General features: G+C 65.5%; 18 protein-coding genes and 1 riboswitch. Of the genes, 13 read left to right on the top strand and 5 right to left on the bottom strand.

Annotation, left to right across the window (positions count from 1 at the left end):
- Positions 1–58 precede the first annotated feature (58 nt).
- Positions 59–1,786 (bottom strand): methanol/ethanol family PQQ-dependent dehydrogenase, encoded by a 1,728-nt coding sequence (locus tag VSR34_RS22430; protein ID WP_028230916.1) that lies wholly within the window; start codon positions 1,784–1,786, stop codon positions 59–61.
- A 401-nt stretch (positions 1,787–2,187) separates the two neighbouring features.
- Here VSR34_RS22430 and VSR34_RS22425 point away from each other — a divergent pair, with 401 nt between their 5' ends.
- The 10 genes from VSR34_RS22425 (at position 2,188) to VSR34_RS22380 (ending at position 12,126) form a co-directional block, all read left to right on the top strand.
- A complete protein-coding gene (locus tag VSR34_RS22425) occupies positions 2,188–4,497 on the top strand; it encodes a TonB-dependent receptor (RefSeq protein WP_042289925.1) in 2,310 nt (769 codons plus the stop codon).
- Positions 4,498–4,770: 273 nt separating this feature from the next.
- On the top strand, positions 4,771–6,756 hold the full coding sequence (locus tag VSR34_RS22420) for a sigma-54-dependent Fis family transcriptional regulator (RefSeq protein WP_028212483.1): 1,986 nt from the start codon (positions 4,771–4,773) through the stop codon (positions 6,754–6,756).
- A 227-nt stretch (positions 6,757–6,983) separates the two neighbouring features.
- Positions 6,984–7,058: a pyrroloquinoline quinone precursor peptide PqqA gene (gene pqqA / locus VSR34_RS22415; RefSeq protein ID WP_006485436.1), complete on the top strand. Its 75-nt coding sequence runs from the start codon at positions 6,984–6,986 to the stop codon at positions 7,056–7,058.
- 66 nt (positions 7,059–7,124) lie between these two features.
- Positions 7,125–8,048, top strand: a complete 924-nt coding sequence (gene pqqB / locus VSR34_RS22410) for a pyrroloquinoline quinone biosynthesis protein PqqB (RefSeq protein WP_028212484.1) — start codon at positions 7,125–7,127, stop codon at positions 8,046–8,048.
- A gap of 2 nt (positions 8,049–8,050) precedes the next feature.
- Complete coding sequence (pqqC, locus tag VSR34_RS22405; RefSeq protein WP_028212485.1) at positions 8,051–8,770, top strand: pyrroloquinoline-quinone synthase PqqC; 720 nt, start codon at positions 8,051–8,053, stop codon at positions 8,768–8,770.
- Positions 8,767–9,054, top strand: a complete 288-nt coding sequence (pqqD, locus tag VSR34_RS22400; protein ID WP_028212486.1) for a pyrroloquinoline quinone biosynthesis peptide chaperone PqqD — start codon at positions 8,767–8,769, stop codon at positions 9,052–9,054. The genes pqqC and pqqD overlap by 4 nt, the downstream gene beginning before the upstream one ends.
- A 1-nt stretch (position 9,055) precedes the next feature.
- Positions 9,056–10,174 carry a pyrroloquinoline quinone biosynthesis protein PqqE gene (gene pqqE, locus VSR34_RS22395; RefSeq protein ID WP_342963591.1) on the top strand — a complete coding sequence of 373 codons (1,119 nt, stop codon included), beginning with the start codon at positions 9,056–9,058 and terminating at the stop codon, positions 10,172–10,174.
- A gap of 410 nt (positions 10,175–10,584) precedes the next feature.
- Positions 10,585–10,977, top strand: a complete 393-nt coding sequence (locus VSR34_RS22390) for an energy transducer TonB (protein WP_161635525.1) — start codon at positions 10,585–10,587, stop codon at positions 10,975–10,977.
- 25 nt (positions 10,978–11,002) lie between these two features.
- Positions 11,003–11,701: a MotA/TolQ/ExbB proton channel family protein gene (locus tag VSR34_RS22385; protein ID WP_028212489.1), complete on the top strand. Its 699-nt coding sequence runs from the start codon at positions 11,003–11,005 to the stop codon at positions 11,699–11,701.
- Positions 11,698–12,126, top strand: a complete 429-nt coding sequence (locus VSR34_RS22380; RefSeq protein ID WP_028230910.1) for a biopolymer transporter ExbD — start codon at positions 11,698–11,700, stop codon at positions 12,124–12,126. The genes VSR34_RS22385 and VSR34_RS22380 overlap by 4 nt, the downstream gene beginning before the upstream one ends.
- Positions 12,127–12,129: 3 nt before the next feature.
- Here the strand turns inward: VSR34_RS22380 and VSR34_RS22375 are convergent, their stop codons facing one another.
- Complete coding sequence (locus VSR34_RS22375) at positions 12,130–12,660, bottom strand: cytochrome b (protein WP_342963590.1); 531 nt, start codon at positions 12,658–12,660, stop codon at positions 12,130–12,132.
- A gap of 91 nt (positions 12,661–12,751) precedes the next feature.
- Positions 12,752–13,969 (bottom strand): FAD-dependent monooxygenase, encoded by a 1,218-nt coding sequence (locus tag VSR34_RS22370; RefSeq protein WP_028212492.1) that lies wholly within the window; start codon positions 13,967–13,969, stop codon positions 12,752–12,754.
- A 177-nt stretch (positions 13,970–14,146) separates the two neighbouring features.
- On the opposite strand from VSR34_RS22370, the gene VSR34_RS22365 reads away from it, so the two are divergent.
- A complete protein-coding gene (locus VSR34_RS22365; RefSeq protein ID WP_028212493.1) occupies positions 14,147–15,091 on the top strand; it encodes a LysR family transcriptional regulator in 945 nt (314 codons plus the stop codon).
- Between the two features lie 48 nt (positions 15,092–15,139).
- Here VSR34_RS22365 and VSR34_RS22360 read toward each other — a convergent pair whose 3' ends face one another.
- Together VSR34_RS22360 and zwf are read right to left on the bottom strand one after the other, a co-directional pair.
- Positions 15,140–15,952 carry an ROK family protein gene (locus VSR34_RS22360; protein WP_342963589.1) on the bottom strand — a complete coding sequence of 271 codons (813 nt, stop codon included), beginning with the start codon at positions 15,950–15,952 and terminating at the stop codon, positions 15,140–15,142.
- 22 nt (positions 15,953–15,974) lie between these two features.
- Positions 15,975–17,606: a glucose-6-phosphate dehydrogenase gene (gene zwf / locus VSR34_RS22355; protein ID WP_342963588.1), complete on the bottom strand. Its 1,632-nt coding sequence runs from the start codon at positions 17,604–17,606 to the stop codon at positions 15,975–15,977.
- Positions 17,607–17,802: 196 nt separating this feature from the next.
- Here zwf and VSR34_RS22350 point away from each other — a divergent pair, with 196 nt between their 5' ends.
- Both VSR34_RS22350 and VSR34_RS22345 read left to right on the top strand, forming a co-directional pair.
- The gene (locus VSR34_RS22350; protein ID WP_342963587.1) at positions 17,803–19,575 is read left to right on the top strand and encodes an IlvD/Edd family dehydratase; all 1,773 of its coding nucleotides are present in this window, start codon (positions 17,803–17,805) and stop codon (positions 19,573–19,575) included.
- Between the two features lie 98 nt (positions 19,576–19,673).
- Positions 19,674–19,777: riboswitch (SAM-I-IV-variant riboswitch) on the top strand.
- Positions 19,778–19,819: 42 nt separating this feature from the next.
- Positions 19,820–20,143: a hypothetical protein gene (locus VSR34_RS22345; RefSeq protein ID WP_154671235.1), complete on the top strand. Its 324-nt coding sequence runs from the start codon at positions 19,820–19,822 to the stop codon at positions 20,141–20,143.
- Positions 20,144–20,386: the final 243 nt, after the last annotated feature.

Here is a 20,386-nt window from a genome sequence, read left to right as displayed (position 1 = left end):
GCGCGTGCGGCGCAAAGCAGGGGATGACAGGCGCGGGATGAAGCGCGGAACGGCTCGCTCAGCCCCGGTTCAGCGCGAAAACATAGAGCGTGCCGCCGCGCGGAACATCCTTCGCTACGTCGGCCATCGGACCGCCCCAGATCGGATTCGCACCGCCGTAGCCGGCGAGCACCGCGACGTACTCCTTACCATCGACTTCGAACACGGACGGTTGCGCGATGATGCCGCTAGCGAGCTGCGGGCTCTCCCACAACACCTTGCCGGTGGAAACGTCGAAGGCATAGAGATGGCCGTCGAGCGAGCCGCTGAATGCGAGTCCGCTCGCCGTCGTCGCGACGCCGCCGTTCCAGGGCATCTTGCTCCAGTGACCCCAGAGCTTCTTGCCCGTGTTCACGTCGATGGCCTGCAACTCACCATAGCCCTCGCTACCGGGTTCAGGCTTGATTTCGAAGCCCTCGCCGAGATAGGGCAGGCCTTCCATGTAGCTCACCGATTTGCCAGAAAGGCTCATGCACGCGTGGAGCGCCGGCACGACGGCGATGTGCCGCTCAGGATCGTAGGACACGGACCACCAGTTCTTGCCACCGAGAAAGCTCGGGCAGGTGTCGATGGTCGAGCCGGCCTTGGGGAATTTCGAGGCATCCTCAATCGGCTTGCCCTCGGCGGTGTAGCCCGTCACCGAGGTCGCCTTCACGAACGGCTCCGCGTAGATCAGCTTGCCTGTTTGCCGGTCGATGGCGTGGAAGAAGCCGTTGCGGTCCGCGTGGATGATGGCGTCGTAATCCTTGCCTTTGTACTGGATGTTCGCGAGGATCGGCGTGTTGACGCCGTCATAGTCCCACGTGTCGTTGCTCGTGTACTGATAGTGCCATTTGAGATCTCCGTTCTTCGGATCGAGCGCGAGCAGTGAATCGGAGTACAGATTATCGCCAGGGCGCAGCGCGGCGAGCCACGGGCCGGGATTGCCCACACCCCAGTACAGGGTACGGCTCGCGGCGTCGTAGGTGCCGGTGAGCCACGCGGCGCCGCCGCCGTGCGCCTGCATGCCGTCGGGCCAGGTCTCCGCGCCTTTTTCGCCGGCGCCAGGAATGGTGTAGCGCTTCCAGACGATCGAGCCGTCGTCCGGACTGAGCGCGGCGATGTAGCCGCGGATGCCGTACTCGCCACCCGAGGTGCCGACCACGAGCGAGCCGTCGAGCGCGAGCGGCGCGAGCGAGAACGCATAGCCGAGACCCGGCTCGAACATCTGTTTCTTCCAGACCACGTTGCCGGTTTTCGCATCGAGCGCGGCGATTTCGCCGCTCAGCATGGCGATATAGACGTTCTTGCCATAGAGCGCGACGCCGCGGTTGACCACGTCGCAACATGCGGTCTTGAACGACTCCGCGCTGAGTTTCGGTTCGTATTTCCAGAGTTGCGTGCCGGTTTTCACGTCGAAGGCGTAGACGTTGTCCTTCGGTGTACTGACGAAAAGATAGTTGCCGTTGACGATAGGCGTCGCCTCGAAGCCTTGTTTGAGTTCAGCGGGAAACTGGTAGCGCCACGCCTCTTTGAGCTCGCCGACGTTCGATGCGTCGATCTGCTTGAGCGGCGAATGCGACTGTCCGTTGTAGCTCCGGTAGTACGTGAGCCAGCCCGGATCGCTTTGCGCGCGGGTCAGGCGGTCATAGGTCACGGGTGGGTAATCCGAGGCGGCATCCACGGGGCCCGCGTTCAAGGTGATCGCCGCCGCGATACCCATGGCACAGGTCGCAAGCCGGCTTGCCGCAGCCGAGCGTCTCTTCATCTTCGTCTCCTGATTAGTTGTCGATGCACGGCCGGGAAGCGGTCAGGCTGGATGCGCGGGGGTGGGGCCGGTCCGGGTGCGAAACCGTTCTTGCAAGTCGTATGCCATTTTCCGCGTCGCTTTGCGCAGCGGGGGATGCAGCCCGTTCCTCAGCTCACGGCCGAGGTGTCCGGCAATGGTCGATCTGTTGCATTCAGGTACAAGGCGCAGCGGAAACTGTTGGCGAACGTGACAGTCGGGCGGCGAAGCGCGCTTGCCGGACAGCGGCAAGCACGCTTTCCCGTGTGCTGGCACGTTCCTGGCTAGACCACAGCGAAGAGGAGACAGGTTGTGTACGCATCGGCCGGCGGCAGACGCCTTGGCGTTTGACCGCCGTGACCGCATAAGACAGGTGGAGACGGATGTCGACAACGGAGAGGGACGCTCGCGTGGGCGCCAGGCGCTCGTATGCCGTGCTTGGCGCATGGCTCACGCTCGCCGTGTTTTGCGCGGATGCGTCCAGGGCCGCCACGGCTGACGCCGGGGGCGAGCCGCAGGGGGCGCCCACGCCGCTGGTGCTGCCCGGCGTTGTCGTGGTCGGCACGACGCCGCTGCTCGGCATCGGCACGCCGCTCGCGCAGGTGCCGGCGAATGTGCAGACGGTCCGCGCGCAGGACATCGAAACGCAGCACCGCGAAACGCTGACGGACTTCTTCGCTGCCAACCTGCCGGGTGTGAGCGTGGAGGACGCCCAGGGCAACCCCTTCCAGATGAACCTGAGCTATCGGGGCTTTACGGCCTCGCCAGTGCTTGGCACGCCGCAGGGGTTGTCGGTGTTCCTGGACGGCGTGCGCGTGAACGAGCCGTTCGGCGACGTCGTGAACTGGGACTTGATTCCATCCGGGGCGATCGACAAGATCCAGCTCATTCCCGGCTCGAACCCCGTGTATGGACTGAACACGTTGGGCGGCGCAATCGCGATCACGACAAAGAACGGCCGCACGAGTCCGGGCGGCAGCGTCGATCTCTCAGGAGGCTCATGGGGGCGCAAGAGCGCGCAATTCGAGCAGGGGGGCGTGTTCGGGCCGCATTTCGACTATTACGCGAATGCCAACGTCACGAACGACAACGGCTGGGCCGACCACAACGCGAGCCGCGTGCGCCAGGCATTCGGCAAGCTGCGCTACACCGATGACGACACCACGCTCTCGATTTCCGGCGGCGGCGCGGACAACTCGCTCTACGGCAGCCAGACCATTCCCCGCTCGTTTCTCGACAACCCCAAGCAGGCCTACACGTTCCCGGACCTGAATCGCAACAGCGTGGGCTATCTCACGCTATCGGGCGAGCATTTCTTCACCGACAACGTCGAACTGAGCGGCAACGCGTACTATCGGCATCTGCGCAACGAGAACACGAGCAGCAACAACAATGCGAACTACGGATCGATCGACGAAAATGGCAATGTCGACACGCTGGAGGGAAGCAACGTCGATTCCGTCGTCACGACGGAGCGCTTCGGTGCGAGCCTGCAGCTCACGCTGCTGGGCAAACTGGGCAGCATTGGCAGCCAGCTCGTTGCGGGTGTGGCGGCGGACTTCGCCAACTCGCACTACGTTTCGTCGTCGCAGAACGCCTCGTTCACGTCCGACCGCGCGACGGTAGGCATCGGAAATTTTAGTCAGCAGACCGATGCGAAAACACGCAACGTGAACTATGGCCTCTATCTGAACGAGACGCTCACGCTCACGCCGCAATGGACGCTCACGCTATCGGGCCGCTACGACTGGTCGAGCGCGCGCATTGGCGACGAAAGCGGCATGCAGCCGCTGCTCGACGGCTATCACACGTTCTCGCGTTTCAATCCGGCTGTCGGCCTCAACTGGAATCCGCTGCCGGCCCTCACCATTTATGCGGCCTACAACGAAGGCATGCGCGCGCCGACCGCCATCGAGCTTGCGTGCGCGGACCCGGCCGCGCCGTGCTCACTACCGAACAACTTCGTGGCCGACCCGGCGCTGCAAGCCGTGGTTTCGAAGACGTTCGAAGCGGGGGCGCGCGGCCATCCCGGCGCGGCGACCACCTGGAGCGCCGCCGCGTTCAGCACTACGCTGTCCAACGACATCGAGTTCGTGAGCGCGGCTGGCAGCACGCAGGGCTATTTCCAGAACGTCGGCAAGACGCGCCGCCAGGGTATCGAACTGGCGGGGCACACGGTATGGGGCCCCGTCGGCATAGGTCTGAACTACAGCTACGTGAATGCGACCTACCGCTCGACGTGGACGGAACATAGCCCCGCGAATTCCTCGGCGGATGCAAACGGCGTCGTGACGGTGCGGCCGGGTGACCACGTGCCCGGCATTCCCACCCATGCCGTCAAGCTTCGGCTCGATTACGCGGCCACGGCGAAGTGGAGCATCGGTACGAACATCACGTGGCGCAGCGGCGTTTATGCGCAAGGCGACGAAAACAATCAGGACATCAACGGAAAGATAGCGGGCTACGTGCTTGTCGATCTGGATACGCGCTACCGCATCACGAAGCGGCTGGAGATCTATGCGAACGTAACGAACCTGTTCGACAGACGTTATGCGAGCTTCGGCGTGCTGGGCCAGAACTTCTTCAACGGCCCCGGCCACACGTTCGACGGCGCGAACCCCGTGAACGAGCAATTCGTCGGACCAGGTGCGCCGCGCGGCTTTTGGGTGGGCCTCCACTACGCGTGGGACTGAGCCGAAGGGAACTCGACCATGCGCGCATCGGGGTGAGTCCGCATTTGTCCACGCGGGCGATTTGCGGTAATACACGGAATGGCGAATCGATTGTGTGCGTGTTCGACTCGACACCCGCGCCTTTGCATACGGTTCGCTTACACAGCGTGTTGCGCGTCGCGCGCGCGTTTGCCGCAAGCCGGCCGTTTCGTGCGCTGGCCGGATGGCCCGGAGCTTGCTAATAGAGACACCGAAATGTGTCCGGCAAGGTACCGGCCAATCGTGGAGGAGAGAATGCGCGACGAAGTTCATATGGCCGCAGGGCAAGCGGTCGCGATGTCCAATGGCTGGCCCGCGCCAGCGATCCAGAAAGCGCACGAGCGATCGGAAACTTTCGGTCTGCGAACGACGGTGAAGCCTGATTACGATGTGCTTACGTGCGCGAGCCTCGAACTGAAGCGCGAACAGAATCGCGTGCTGTGCCTGCATGCGATGCCGGTCATGGAGACGCTACACGAGCAGATCGTCAATACGCAAAGCATGATCGTGCTGACCAATGCCGAAGGCTTGATCCTGCATTCGATCGGCGACGACGACTTTCTCCAGCGCGCCGAAAAGGTCGCGCTGCGTCCCGGCGCGAACTGGGCCGAGGACCGCCAGGGCACCAACGCGATCGGCACCGCGCTTGCCGAGCGCTGCGCGATGGTCGTGCACGGCGACCAGCATTACCTCGCGGCAAACCGTTTTCTCACGTGTTCGAGCGTGCCGATCTTCGATCCGTATGGCGACGTGATCGGCGTGCTCGACGTGACGGGCGATCATCGCAGCTACCACCAGCACACCATGGCGCTCGCGCGCATGTCCGTGCAGATGATCGAGAATCATCTGTTCGCCACGACTTTTCAGGAGACGCTGCAGGTCTCCTTTCACGGCCGAGCGGAGTTCCTCGGCACGCTGATGGAAGGCATCGTCGCGTTCACGAGCGATGGGCGTTTTCTTTCGGCGAACCGCAGCGCGCAGTTTCAGCTCGGCCTGCCGCTCGCCGCGCTGCGCGCGCACACGCTGTCGTCGCTGTTCCAGACCACGAGCGCGCAACTCATCGACCGCATGCGCGCGAGCCTCGAGCCGCACCTCATGCTCAATCTGACCAACGGGGCGGTCGTTTGCGCGCGCGTCCAGTTCAGGCGCGCGACGCAAGCGCCGGGCAGCCGGCCAGCGGTCGTGCACGATGCGGCGGCCGTGCCCGCCTGTGCGGCGGCGCAGCCGCCTTCCATGGGCCTCTCGCGCCTGAGCTATCTCGACACGGGCGATCCGCAGGTCGCGCTCGTGATCGCGAAGGTGCGCAAGGTGATCGGCAAGGACATTCCGGTTCTGATCACCGGCGAGACCGGCACCGGCAAGGAATTGCTCGCGCAGGCCATCCACAACGATTCGCCGCGCCGCGATCAGCCGTTCGTGGCGGTGAATTGCGCGTCGATTCCCGAAACGCTGATCGAATCGGAACTATTCGGCTACGAAGAGGGGGCGTTTACGGGTGCGCGGCGCAAAGGCGCGGCGGGCAAGCTATTGCAGGCCAACGGCGGCACGCTGTTTCTCGACGAAATTGGCGACATGCCTTATCCACTGCAAGTGCGCCTCCTGCGCGTACTGCAGGAACGCATCGTCAATCCGCTCGGCTCGACGAAGACGATTCCCGTCGATATCGCGATCATCTGCGCGACCCACCGCGATTTGCGCGAGATGATCGCGCAGAACCGCTTCCGCGAAGACCTGTACTACCGGCTCAATGGCCTCGTGGTCCGCTTGCCGCCGCTGCGCGACCGCACCGATCTCGCGGTCGTGATCCAGAAGCTGCTGCATCAGGAATCGCACGGGCGTACGGACCGGGAGCCGCTCACTGTCGCGCCGGATGTGATGGCGTTGTTCGAGCGCTGCGCCTGGCCGGGCAACTTCCGGCAACTCGGCAACCTGTTGCGCACCGCCGCTGCCATGGTCGACGACGACGGCCAGATCCGGCGCGAGCATTTGCCCGACGACTTCTTCGACGATCTGCGCTGCCGCGGCGAAGCGCAGGCCATGGCGGCGTCGCCCGCGCCTGCGGATACCCTGGTGCAGGAGGACGCGCGCCTCGAAGACGTGACCGCCTCGATGATCGCCGCCACGCTCGCGCGGCACGGAGGCAACGTCTCGGCGGCGGCGCGGGCGCTGGGCGTGTCGCGCAATACCATCTATCGCAAGATGCCCGCTGTCGATCCGGGCCGTGGCTCTGGCGGCGCTTGAAGCGCGTTCTGCGCCAGTCGCCGGGCTGACCTCTCCCCCTTCCTCTGTCCCACGGGTGTTGCATCTTGTAGCACCCGTGTTCCGAAACGCAACACCCTTTGCCGCGCGCCCGCACTGAACGTATCAGGCGGGCGCGCGCTCACATCGGCATGGGCTTTGCTTTGAAGAGACTGGCCGCACCCATTCGATGCGGTATTGCGATGCAACCTCAAACAAGGAGACATGTCATGCAGTGGACCACCCCTTCATACACCGACCTGCGTTTCGGCTTTGAAATCACGATGTATATCGCCAACCGCTGAGCGCACGGCAGCGTGCCGTCCGCGCGGCCATGAAGGCGTGGCGGGCGGCCTGCGAAGAGAACGATCATGAAGATCAGGATACTGGGTTCGGGTGCGGGCGGCGGCCTGCCGCAATGGAACTGCAACTGCGCGAACTGCCGCCGCGCACGGCATGCGCGCGGCGACGTGCTGCCGCGCACGCAGTCGTCGATCGCGGTGAGCGGCGACGGCGTGGACTGGGTGCTCGTCAATGCTTCGCCGGATCTGCTGACGCAATTGCGTTCGCATTGCGACCTGCAGCCCGCGCGCGCAATGCGCGACAGCGCACTCGCGGCCGTCGTGCTGACGGACGCGCAGATCGACCACGTCACCGGCTTGCTGATGCTGCGCGAGCGCACCTCGCCGCTGCCGCTCTATGCCTGCGCGCCGGTGCTCGACGACCTTTCGAGCGGATTGCCGCTCGTGCCGCTGCTCGGCCACTACTGTGGCGTCGAGGCACACGCGGTCGCGCCAGGCGAGCCCTTCACGATTGCGGCATGCGATGGCCTGCGCTTTACCGCCATGCCCGTGGAGAGCAAGCCACCGCCCTATTCGCCGCGCCGCGAGGCCTCGGTGCCGGGCGATAATGTGGCACTCCTGATCGAAGACACCAATGCGGGAACGCGCGCATTCTATGCGCCCGGTCTCGCACAAGTTAGCACCGATGTGCTCCACACCATGCGCAACGCGGACCTCGTGCTCGTGGACGGCACGTTCTGGACGACCACCGAGATGATCGATCTCGGTCTATCCACGAAGCACGCGGTCGACATGGGACACCTCGCGCAGCGCGGCGACGGCGGGCGGCCGGGCATGATCGACTGGCTCGATACGCTGCCGCGTGGCACGCGCAAGGTGCTTACGCATATCAACAACACGAACCCGATTCTCGACCCGCATTCCGTCGAGCACGCGCAGCTGCGCGCACACGGTATCGACGTGGCTCACGACGGCATGCAGTTTCAGGTATGAAAATGAACGCACCTTTTACGTTGACCGATGCGCATGAGATACCGTGGACTGCGAACGAATTCGAGTCACGTCTGCGCGCCCTTGAATCGCGGTATCACATTCACCATCCGTTCAACCGGATGCTCAACAGCGGTCGCTGCTCGCCGGCGCAGATCCGCGGCTGGGTCGCGAACCGCTTCTACTACCAGATCAATATTCCGCTCAAGGACGCGGCAATCCTCTCGAACTGCCCCGATCGCGAAACGCGCCGCCGCTGGATCCAGCGCCTCGTGGACCACGACGGGCAAGGCGCAAACGAAGGCGGCATCGAAGCCTGGGTGCGGCTGGGTGAGGCGGTAGGCATCGATCGAGAAACGTTGTGGTCGCAACGGGATGTGCTGCCCGGTGTGCGCTTCGCAGTCGACGCCTATGTGAACTTCGCGCGGCGCGCGCCGTGGCAGGAGGCGGTGTGCTCGTCGCTCACCGAAATGTTCGCGCCGCAGATCCACCTCGACCGCCTGGCCGGCTGGCCTTCGCATTACCCATGGATCGAGCCGCAGGGGCTCGGGTATTTCCGCAGCCGGGTACCGCTCGCGCAGCGCGACGTCGAACACGGCCTCGAAGTGACGCTGGGCCATTTCCGCACGGCCGCCGAGCAGCGGCGCGCGGTCGAGATCCTGCAGTTCAAGCTCGATATTCTCTGGTCGATCCTCGATGCGGTCGAAAAGGCATGGCCCATATGAACCCGATAGTGACCGATGCAGGCAGCGGCGTGCCGCTGCGGCCGCGTTTGCGCGGCATGTACCGCTTGCAATGGGAGGCGGCCCAGGACGCGTACGTGCTGCTCTATCCCGAAGGGATGGTGAAGCTCAATTCGAGCGCGGGCGAGATACTCGCGCGATGTGACGGCGCGCACGAACTCGACGAGATCATCGGCGAACTGGAGCGCCTTTTCAGCACGTCGGAGCTGGCGCCCGACGTCTACCGGTTTCTCGATCATGCGCGGCTGCGCGGCTGGCTCGACTGACATGGCGCCCGATCCCGCTCTCCTGCCCAAGCCGCTGTGGCTGCTCGCCGAATTGACGTACCGGTGCCCGCTGCACTGCGCGTTCTGCTACAACCCGGTGGACTTCGCGCGGCACGGCGAAGAACTCGACACCGAAGCCTGGCGCGCGACCATCAGCGCCGCGCGCGAACTGGGCGCCGCGCAAATCGGCTTCTCCGGCGGCGAGCCGTTGCTGCGCGACGATCTGGAAACGCTGGTCGCTCATGCGCGCCAGATCGGCTTCTACACGAACCTGATCACGTCGGGCATCGGCCTGAACGCCGGGCGAATCGAGCGGCTCAAGGCCGCCGGGCTCGATCATATCCAGGTGTCGATGCAGGACTCCACGCGCGAACTCAACGACTTCCTCACGAACACGCGCACCTTCGAACGCAAGCGCGATGTCGCGCGGCTCGTGAAGGCGCACGGTTATCCCATGGTGCTCAACTGCGTGCTGCATCGCTTCAATTTGCCGCACGTGGCAGAGATCATCGATATGGCGCTCGAACTCGGCGCCGATTATCTGGAGCTTGCGAACACGCAGTACTACGGCTGGGCGATGCTCAACCGCGATCAGTTGATGCCTACCGTCGAGCAGCTTCGCGAAGCCGAGGAGACGGTGAACCGCTATCGCGCCCGCATAGGCGGGAAGTGCCGCATTTTGTTCGTCGTGCCCGATTACTTCGAGCAACGGCCCAAAGCCTGCATGAGTGGCTGGGGCAACGTGTTTCTCGGCGTTGCGCCGGATGGCGCGGCGTTGCCGTGCCACGCGGCGCGTTCATTGCCCGGCCTCGTGTTGCCGAACGTGCGCGACGTTCCGCTGCGGCAGATCTGGTACGAAAGCGACGCGTTCAACGCGTATCGCGGCGACGGCTGGATGCGTGAGCCGTGCCGCAGTTGCGACGAACGTCACGCCGATTATGGCGGCTGCCGGTGCCAGGCGTACTTGCTGACCGGCGACGCGAGGGCGGCCGACCCCGTATGCGAGAAATCGCCGCACCATGGCGAGATCGTGCAGGCCGTGGAGTTCGCGCGGCGGCCGAAGCGCGACGACGAGCGGCCTATCGTGTTTCGCAGCAAGCAGAATTCGCTGGCGCTTTGAGCGGGGGGATCGTCATGGGCTCGGCCGTTGCGCGCTTCGATCGTGGGGATGGCCCGCGGTTTGAGCGCGGCGCATTCGCGCGGCGGGAAGCAGCGGGGCGGCGGCTGTCGATCGCCGTTGTCGTTGCGGGCGTGCTTGCGCTGCATGCGGTGCTCCTTGCCGTAGTGCAGTGGGAGGCCCCGCTACAGCGCAGCGAGCCTCTGCGCGCGAGGACGATCGAGGCGGTATTGATCGCACCGCTGCCAGCGATTCCAACGATTCCAGCGATGCCGCAAAGGAACGAAGCGCACAGGCAAACGCCGTCGGCCAATCGACCAATTCAGCATGCAGTGCGAAGTATTGCCGAGGCGCCTCCACCGCATGATGCGCCACACACGCGTGCCCAGACACAGGCAAGGGCCGCGACGCCAGTGACTGCCCCGACGGATGTCCACGCCGCGACGCAAGCCGCTGTGCCAGCGCCGCCCGTAGCCGTCGCACGGCAGCCCCAACCGCAGGCGGCAGCCGAACCCGTCGCCGAGACACCGCATCGCGTCGCTCATCTGGACTGCTCACTAACGAAGCCTGATTACCCGGCGCAGTCTTTGCGCCGCGCGGAAGCGGGCACTGCCGTCATCGAACTCGAAACCGCAGCGGATGGCCACGTAGTCGCCGCGCGCGTCGCGACGAGCAGCGGCTATGCGCGGCTGGACGAAGCGGCGCGCAACGCGGCGCTCGAAAGTCACTGCCAGCCTTACGCGCAGAGCGGCAAACCGGCGCCGGCTCGCGCCGACGTGCCGTTCACGTTCAATCTCAGCGAATGACCCGGTGAATAAAGCGGAGGACGTCATGCCAACCTATGGAATCACGCACCTGTGGGCTCAGGGCGATCCGATGACGCGCTTCGTCGCGGCCTTGCTCGCCGCGATGTCGATTGCGTCGTGGTCGGTGATGGCGTTGAAGGCGATCGAGTTCGCGCGTCTGCGCCGGCGTGCGGGCGCCGCGCAGCGCTGCTTCGGGGACCCGGGCACCGGCGCCGATGGCATGGAAGCGCTGGGCCAGCCAGGCACGCCGTTCTTCGAACTGGCGAGCGCGGGCCGGCGCGCGCTCGCACAGCACGAGGCGAGCGGGGCGGGGCACCGGGCGCGCGTGGATCTGAGCGACTGGCTGCAGCGCAGCCTCAAGGCTTCGGTGAGTGAGAGCGCGGCGCATCTTCAGCGCGGCCTGGGCCTGCTCGCCTCGATTGGCAGCACCGCGCCGTTCGTGGGCCTGCTCGGCACCGTGTGGGGCATTTACCATGCGCTGCTGGGGCTCGGCGCGAGCGGCGAGGCGAGCCTCGACCATGTGGCCGGGCCGGTGGGCGAGGCGCTCATCATGACTGCGCTTGGCTTGTGCGTCGCGATTCCCGCGGTGCTCGGCCATCACACGCTGGCGCGTGTGTCGCGCGATATCGTCGGGCAGCTCAACCGGTTCGCGTTCGGACTGCACGCGCTGTTGCTGACCGGCAGCGCACCGCTGGCGCCCGCCGTGGCGAAGGAGCGGGCATGAACGAAGATCGGGAGTTCGATGACGAAGCGATGCCGGCCGCCGACATCAACATGACGCCGCTGATCGACGTGATGCTCGTGCTGCTCGTCATTTTCATGGTGACGCTTCCCGTGCTGCATCAGTCCGCGAAGCTTGCGCTGCCGCGCGCGAACAGCCAGCGCGAGGATGTGGCGGCGCCGCATGTGGATATCGTCGTCGATGCGCAGGGGCGCATGAGCTGGAATGCGCAGCCTGTTCAGGACTCCGGTCTATCGGCGCGGCTCGCGGCAGCCGCGCGGCTCTCGCCGCAGCCCGAGATCCGCCTCTCGGCCGACCGAGCGACACCCTACGGCCGCATTGCGAAGCTGCTCTCGGCGGCGAGCGCCGCGGGGCTCGCCAGGGTCGGCTTCGTGACGGAGCCCGATGCGCCCCGCCGCGCCGAATGACGGTTAGAGCTTCATGCGTTGCAGGACGCCATCGTTGAGCACGAAACGATGGAAGAGCGCGGCGGCCACATGCAGGCAGACGAGCGCGAACAGCACCCACGCCAGCACGCCGTGGACGTCGCCCATAGCGTGCCCGAACGACGAGCCCGCGGGCGAGAGCGCGGGCAAGGGAATGGCGCCGAACAGCGTAACGGCCCACGCGCGCGACGACGCGTTGATCCACCCCAGCACCGGCACCGCGATGACCAGGGCATAGAGGGCGAAATGCGTGAGGGCTGCCACGGCGCGCATGAATGGCGTCTGGTCGTCGGGCGGCGGCCGATGGGTCGCGCGCCAGATCAGACGGCATGCCATCGCGGCGATGAGCGCCGTGCCGACGCCGAGGTGCCAGGCGATTTCACCATCCGGGCGCGTATCGCGGTGCACGTCCGGCATGGTCCAGCCGATGATGAACTGCGCCACCACGAGGGCGACGATCAGCCAGTGCAACAGACGCGCTACGAGGTCATAGCGCTGGACGGCGGTGTTTTGCATGGGGGCTCCTTGCGGAATAATGGTCCGTTGACAGCGGCGATTGTAGAGTGCCGAGATTAACAGATCATTAACGGCGCGGTTCGCTGCCCCGTCAAAGCCACGTTCCACCCTGGCGTTCGTTCGGCTCCTGCGCGAGCGCATCGAAGTCGTGAATCCAGTCCAGGTGATGGAGCACGCCCTCGCGCGAGCCGAGCCGCGCATTGCGCTCGTGAGCCGCGGGGCCGTCGGGCAGATGCAGCACGTCCGCCGTCGAAATGGAAGCGTACTGCACCTTGCGCGTGCGGCCCCGGCGCAGGCGCTCGTAGGCTTCCTGCGCTTCGCGCCAGTTGCCCGGCCCCGCCTTGCCCAGCTGCGCGGCCAGCACGACGGCATCTTCGATCGACTGGTTCGCGCCCTGGCCGTGGTGCGGCACGAGCGCGTGCGCGGCGTCGCCGATCAGCGTCACGCGCCCCTTGCTCCAGCGGCCGAGCGCTGGCCGATGGAACAGACCCCAGCGCTGGCTGATCGGCACCGCCGTGATCATCTGCACGACGGCCGGATGCCAGTCCTTGAAGAGGCGCAGTTGCTCGCCTTCGCTGGCGGGCATCACCCACTCGCGCGACGGCCACGGCGAGGGGTGGCGCTCGACCAGCAGGAAATTCTGGTCGCCTTTATCGCCAATCGGGTAGTGCAGCAGATGGCCGCCGGGCCCGACCCAGAACTGGATGGTCTCGGGATCGGGCAACAGGTCGAGGCGCTCCGCCGGCACCACGCCGCGAAAGCCCGAGCAGCCCGAGTACAACGCGTCGTCGTAGCCCAGCATCCAGCGCCGCGTGATCGAGCGCGCACCGTCTGCGCCGATCACCAGATCGGCCTCGACGCGTTGGCCGTTCGCGAACGCCAGGCTCACGCGGTCGGGATGCTGGGCGAGATCGACCAGCCGATGGCTGAGCTTGATGCGCTCGAGCCCGACCGCATTCGACAGCACCGCCTGCAAATCGGCGCGATGCACGCCCCAGTAAGACCCGCCGAATTGCTCGCGATAGTCGGGTGCGCCGCGATGATGGCCGATCAGGGCGCCGCTGCGTCCATCACGGTAGACGAGCCCGGGCACTTCCGCGCATACCTTTTCGAAGGCGGGGCGCAGGCCCATGCGTTCGTAGAAGCGCGTGGCGTTGGCCGAGAGCGCGACGGCCGCGCCCACTTCGCGCAGTTCGTCTGTCTGTTCGTAGAGCTGAGCATCGATGCCGTGCTCGCGCAGCGCGAGCGACAGCGTGAGGCCGCCGATGCCGGCGCCGACGATCGCGATCTTCAGGTCCATCTGTTTCATGACTTGTCTCCGATATCCAGATTTATGGCTGGCGTGAACGCACACCCGTGCGCCGGGTTGCGATGGGATGCGATGCGCCGTCTCCGCGCCGTGTCCGCGCCGTGTCCGTATTGTCAGCGGCCGATCTTCATTCCACAATAAAATGGAATGAATCTGCTTCATCACTGAGGAGAATGTATGGAACTGGGCGACATCGACCTCAATCTGCTGCTGCTTTTTCATCGGCTCATGCGTGAGCGGCGCGTGGCGAGCGTGGCCGAGCAGATGAACATGAGCCAGCCCGGCGTGAGCAACGCGCTCGCGAAGCTGCGGCGCCTGCTGGACGATCCGCTCTTCGTGCGCGGGCCGGGCGGCGTCGTGCCCACGCCGTTCGCGCAGCGTCTCGCCGAGCCGGTGGCGCAGGCGCTCGCCACGCTGCATGGCGCGCTCAATCCCGTGACGGGCTTCGACCCGCTGCGCGCCACGCGCACCACGACCATCGGCATGACCGATATCGGCGAAGTCGTGTTCCTGCCCGCGCTGCTCGAGCGCCTCTCGCGCGCGGCGCCGGGGGTCGCGCTCAATACCGTGCGCAACACGGGCGTTAATCTCAGCGAGGAGATGGCCGACGGCCGCGTCGACCTCGCCATCGGTTTGCTGCCGCAGCTCAAGGGCGGCTTCTATCAGCGGCGGCTTTTCGATCAGCGCTATGTGTGCCTCTTCAGGCGCGGCCATCCGCTGGAGGAGGCCGCGCTCACGCTTGCGGCCTGGCGCGAAGCGGAGCATCTGGTGGTGGTGTCGGCCGGCACCGGGCACGGCCAGGTCGACGAGTGGCTCAAGCGGCGCGGCGTGAAGCGCCAGGTGCGGCTCACGGTGCCGCATTTCATGAGCGTGGGCTACATCCTCCAGCGCACGGACCTCATCGCCACGGTGCCCGAACGGCTCGCGCTGCAACTGGCCAAGCCGTTTTCGCTCGGCATGTGCGCGCTGCCGATGACGCTGCCCGCGGCGCCCATTCACCTCCTCTGGCACGCGCGCGTGCAGCACGACGAAGGCAACCGCTGGCTGCGCGAACTCGTGATCGAACTCTTCGCGGATGCTGCGGCGCCCGCTCGCAAGCGCAGCGGCGCAACGCGCGCGTAAGCGCGCCGCGCCGGGCCAGCGAACGTTGGTCGGTGAATTGGCGCCGCGTTAGCGGAACTTGCCCGCGCGCTGCGTCGCCGCCGGAAACTGCCGCGTCTCGCGCACCGAGCGCGGATGCCACAGGCGCGCGCCGCCCTCGATGCCGCGGTCATTTGGAACGGTCGCCACATTGGGCGGCAGATCGAACACGAGGCGACCCGCGTTGCCGCCGCCGATCCACAGCTTGTCGTAATGCACGAGCGATTGGAGGATGCCGATGATCTTCTCGACGCGCGCATTCCAGCGCTTGATGCCGGCCTTGTGGCGCGCGGCGTCGCCGATGTACTCGTCGTACGCGTGCTTCTTGCTGACGGGATGATGCGCGAGTTCGAGGTGAGGCATCAGTTCGCCGTCGCGGAACATCGCGGTGCCCACGCCCGTGCCGAGCGTCATGACGAATTCGAGGCCGTGGCCTTCGATGGCGGCGAGGCCCTGCATTTCCGCGTCGTTGATCATGCGCACCGACGCGATGCCGAGGCGCTCGCCCAGCATCTGCGCGAGCGGCACGTCGCTCCAGCCTTGCGGGCCGAGATGCGGCGCCGTGAGCACATGATTGTTGCGCACGAATCCAGGAAAGCCGATCGAGACGTGCGTAGACGGATACGCCTCGAGCAGCGGAGCGACGAGCCTTTCGAGCGTATCGACGAGCAACTCGGGCGGGCAGGGATGCGGCGTGGGCACCCGCACGCGCTCGGTGCGCATGACGCCCGCGGCGTCGACGATCGCGGCCTTCAGGCCGGTCCCGCCGATGTCGATGGCGAGAATGTCGCCGATGTCCTGCGATGCGGTCGTCACGCGGATCGGGCTTTTCCTTTTGACCATTCGTCCTCCTTGGCTATCGGGTTCACGTCTTCGTCGGTTCGGCCCGCGCGAGCGGGCGCCATGCCCGGCCGTCGCGCGCGAGCAGCGCATCGGCTTGCGCCGGGCCCTCGCTGCCCGCGGCGTAGTCGTACACGCGAAGCGCCGCGTCGTGTTCCGGATGCAACACGCCATCCACCGCCGCCCACGCCGCTTCGATGCCGTCGGCGCGCTGGAAGAGCGTCTGGTCACCGAGCATGCAATCGTACAGCAGCGTTTCGTAGCCGACATTGGCATGGGCCGCGAAGAAGTCGTCATAGTCGAACGTCGAGCACACGGCGCCGATCTGCATGACCGGCCCCGGCGTCTTCACGTTGAAATCGAAGCTCGTGCCGTGCGTCGGGTCGATGCGCAGCGTCAGCACGTTGGCCGCGAGCGTGTTGACGGGCGTGTCGCGAAAGAGGAGAAATGGCACGCACTTCAACTGGACCGAAATCTCCGTGCGCCGCGCGGCCAGCCGCTTGCCGGTGCGCAGATAGAACGGCACGCCCGCCCAGCGCCAGTTGTCGATGTGCACGCGCGCGGCGGCATAGGTTTCGACGCGGCTCTCTTTCGCCACGTCCGGTTCTTCGCGATAGCCCACGCCCGCCGGGCCTCTTGCGTATTGCCCGAATACCACGTCGGCGGGGGTGAGCGGCTCGAGCGCCTCGAAGACCTCGACTTTCCGGTTGCGCACGGCTTGAGCGTCGAAAGAATTGGGCGGCTCCATCGCGATCATGGCGAGCAACTGGAAGAGATGGTTCGGCACCATGTCGCGAAACGCGCCGGTCTGCTCGTAGAACCTGCCGCGGCCTTCCACGCCGATCACTTCGGAGGCCGTGATCTGCACGCTGTCGATGCATTCGCGCCGCCACACCGGCTCGAACATCGCGTTGGCGAAACGCAGCGCGAGAATGCTCTGCACCGTGTCCTTGCCGAGGAAATGGTCGATGCGGTAGACCTGCGACTCGTTTGCGTAGCGCAGCACATGCCGGTTCAAGTCGCGCGCCGAAGCGAGATCGGCGCCAAAGGGTTTTTCGATCACGAGACGGCGGAACGGGCCATCGCCGTCCTTGCCTTCGTGGAGCAAACCGGCGTTGCCGAGCCGTTCGCTGATCGGCTTGAAAAAGCGCGCGCCCACCGCGAGGTAGAACACGACGTTGCCGGGCGACTTGCCGTTCAGCTGCTGCGCGAGACGTTCATAGGCGGTGTCGTCCTCGAAATCGCCGGCCATGTAGGTGAGGCGCTGCGCGACCCAGTCCCACGCTTCATCGTCGAGCTTGCCGGCGTGAAAAGTGCTCGCCTTATCGGCGGCGAACTTCAGCAGCGCGGCGTGCAAATCGTCGCACCAGGCCTTCGTTTCGCGCTCGCCATGATTGACGCCGATGATCTTCGTGCCCTCGTCGAGCAGGCGATCGGCGGCGAGGGTGTAAAGGGCGGGCATCAGCAGGCGTTTGGTCAGATCGCCCCCGGCGCCGAAGATCACGAGCGTGCAGGGCGGCGCGGGTTGCTTGCGCGCGGGCAACGCAGCGGCAGACGGCGCGCCATGGGGGCGGTCAGGCGCTTTTTTGCTGGCCGCCGCGCTGGAAGCGCGGGAGGCGTCGTTGGCGGAATCGCGGCTGGAATGGTTCGTCGACATGGCCAGGTTCAATGCACCGAAATACACGCAGCGCGCAAATGCGATACCTCGAATGATCGGGGTTTGCGCGCATCGGGTTCCATTCGTTCTCGCAGGCATTTTGTAATATCGTGGTGCCTGCTCATTGCGCGTGTTCGCTGTACGCTCTCAATGCGCTGATTGGCGACGGCATTCGAAACGAACCGAGGATGTGCCCATGTCCGAGAAGAGCTTCCCCAACGAGAACAACCAGAGCGACGAAAACGATTCCCATGGCCCCCATGGCATGCGCGGCGGACTGATCAGTTACGGCGACACGGACTTCTCGCTATTCCTGCGCAAGGCCTTCATCAAGGGCGCCGGCTATACCGACGACGCGCTGGAGCGTCCGGTGATCGGCATCGCGAATACGGGGAGCGCGTACAACCCGTGTCACGGCAACGTGCCGCAACTCGTCGAGGCGCTCAAGCGCGGCATTTTGCTGGCGGGCGGTTTGCCGATGGAGTTTCCGACCATTTCCATCCACGAGAGTTTCTCGCAGCCAACGAGCATGTTCATGCGCAATCTCATGTCGATGGATACCGAGGAGATGATTCGCGCACAGCCCATGGACGCGGTCGTGCTCATCGGCGGCTGTGACAAGACGGTACCCGCGCAGTTGATGGGCGCCGCATCGGCGGGCATTCCCGCCATTCAGCTCATCACCGGGTCCATGATGACGGGCGCGCATCGCGGCGAACGCGTTGGCGCGTGCACGGATTGCCGCCGCTACTGGGGCAAGTTTCGTGCGGGCGAGGTCACGGCCGAAGAGATCGCCGAGGTGAACGAGCGGCTCGTGCCGGGCGTGGGGACGTGCGCCGTCATGGGCACGGCCAGCACGATGGCTTGCGTGGCGGAAGCCATGGGCATGACGGTGCCGGGCGGCGCGACGCCCCCGGCCGTGACCTCTGACCGCATGCGCGTTGCCGAGCAAACCGGCGCACAGGCCGTGGAGATGGCGAGACGACGGCTCACTGTCGATCAGGTACTCACCGCGGAGTCGTTCGAAAACGGCCTGCGCGTCCTGCTCGCCATCGGCGGGTCGACGAACGGCATCGTGCATCTTGCTGCCATCGCCGGACGCATGGGTTTCGACATCGATCTCGATGCGGTGGACCGCATGGGTCGCGAAACACCGGTGATCCTCAACCTCAAGCCTTCCGGCGAGCACTACATGGAAGATTTCCATCGGGCGGGCGGCATGGCCACGCTCCTTCGTGAACTCGAGCCGTTGCTTCATCTCGACGCCATGACGGTGACCGGCCGAACGCTGGGCGAGGAGATGGAGCGCGCGGGGCCCCGCTTCGCGCAAGACGTGGTGAAGCCGCTTGGCGCGCCCGTCTACCCACAAGGCGGCCTGGCCGTGCTCCGCGGCAACCTCGCGCCCGGCGGAGCCATCATCAAACAGTCGGCCGCCTCCGCGGCGCTCATGGAGCACGTTGGCCGCGCTGTCGTGTTCGAGGACGCGAGCGACATGGCGAACCGCATCGACTCGGACGACCTCGACGTGCATGCCGATGACATCATCGTCCTCAAATGCATTGGGCCGAAAGGCGCGCCGGGTATGCCGGAGGCCGGCTATATCCCGATCCCGAAGAAATTGGCGCGCGCCGGGGTGAAGGACATGGTGCGGATTTCCGATGGCCGCATGAGCGGCACGGCATTCGGGACGATCGTGCTGCACGTGACGCCGGAAGCCGCGATAGGCGGCCCGCTTGCGCACGTCCGCAGCGGGGACCGCATCCGCCTGAGCGTGGCGAACCGCGAAATTACCTTGCTCGTGGACGACGAAGAACTGCGGCGTCGGCGAGAGTCGAACCCGGTTACGGTGCCCACGGCAAGCCGGGGGTATCACAAGCTGTACCTCGATACCGTGACCCAGGCAGACAAGGGCGCCGACTTCGATTTTCTGAGAGCGGCCGAATCGCGTGGCCCGATTCCCAGGAAGTAGGCGCCTCGCGCAAAGCGTCACGGCTTGTTCCGTTCCTCGATTTCGGTATAATGAAAGCTCGTTCGAGATATCGAACGAGAGTGAAGCAAGCACGAGTAGCAATGCATCCAGAGTCGGACTGACCGACGCCAACCTGCCCTCCCGGGCAAGGTGGACGCCTTCGAGGCGATGCGGCCGATTTGCGGCAACGAAACGGGAGCAGCGCAGCTGGCACCGGTTCGATCAACTTTCTTCCGGAGCCACCATGCGCCAGGATATCGCAGCCTCCTCTTCCTCCACGCCCTGCGAGGATCTCTCGCACTGTCTTCCTGGTTTCACGCTGACGCATACGGTTCATCTCGTTTCCGGCCTGAATCTCGGCGTCGTTTCGACGGCCGCCGACGTGCTCGAAGGGGAACAGATCGTGGTCGACCGGTGGGCCGTTACCCGCTTCGGCGACGTTCTCGAACAGAGGATCGTGTTCGGCGAAGTTTCGGAGCGTGAAGCGGTTCGCCTGCGCGAACAACTCGCGGCTGTCGATGGCGTCTTGCGCGCGAAGATAGAACATCATTTCGTTCGTGCCCGCTGAACAAACGTGAGCGTGCGAGCGGTGCGAGGCGCATCGATCACGCGCGCTTGACGCACAGGCCGCGCGCCGTGATGCGCCGCGTCAACGTGTGCCGGAAAAAACGGCTTCCGACGCCTAAACTGTCCTATGAGGCTAGAGAGCGCTCGGGGTGAGCATCATGAAACGGCGTGGATTGTGCAATCTCCTGCTCGTGCTTGCTGCGTTGTGCATCAGTGCCGGTGCGATCGCGGGCAGAGGCGGCGG

Origin of the sequence: Paraburkholderia sp. JHI2823, assembly GCF_038900695.1 — a bacterium.
GTDB lineage: Bacteria > Pseudomonadota > Gammaproteobacteria > Burkholderiales > Burkholderiaceae > Paraburkholderia > Paraburkholderia mimosarum.
This window is presented reverse-complemented; position numbering and strand designations above follow the sequence as displayed.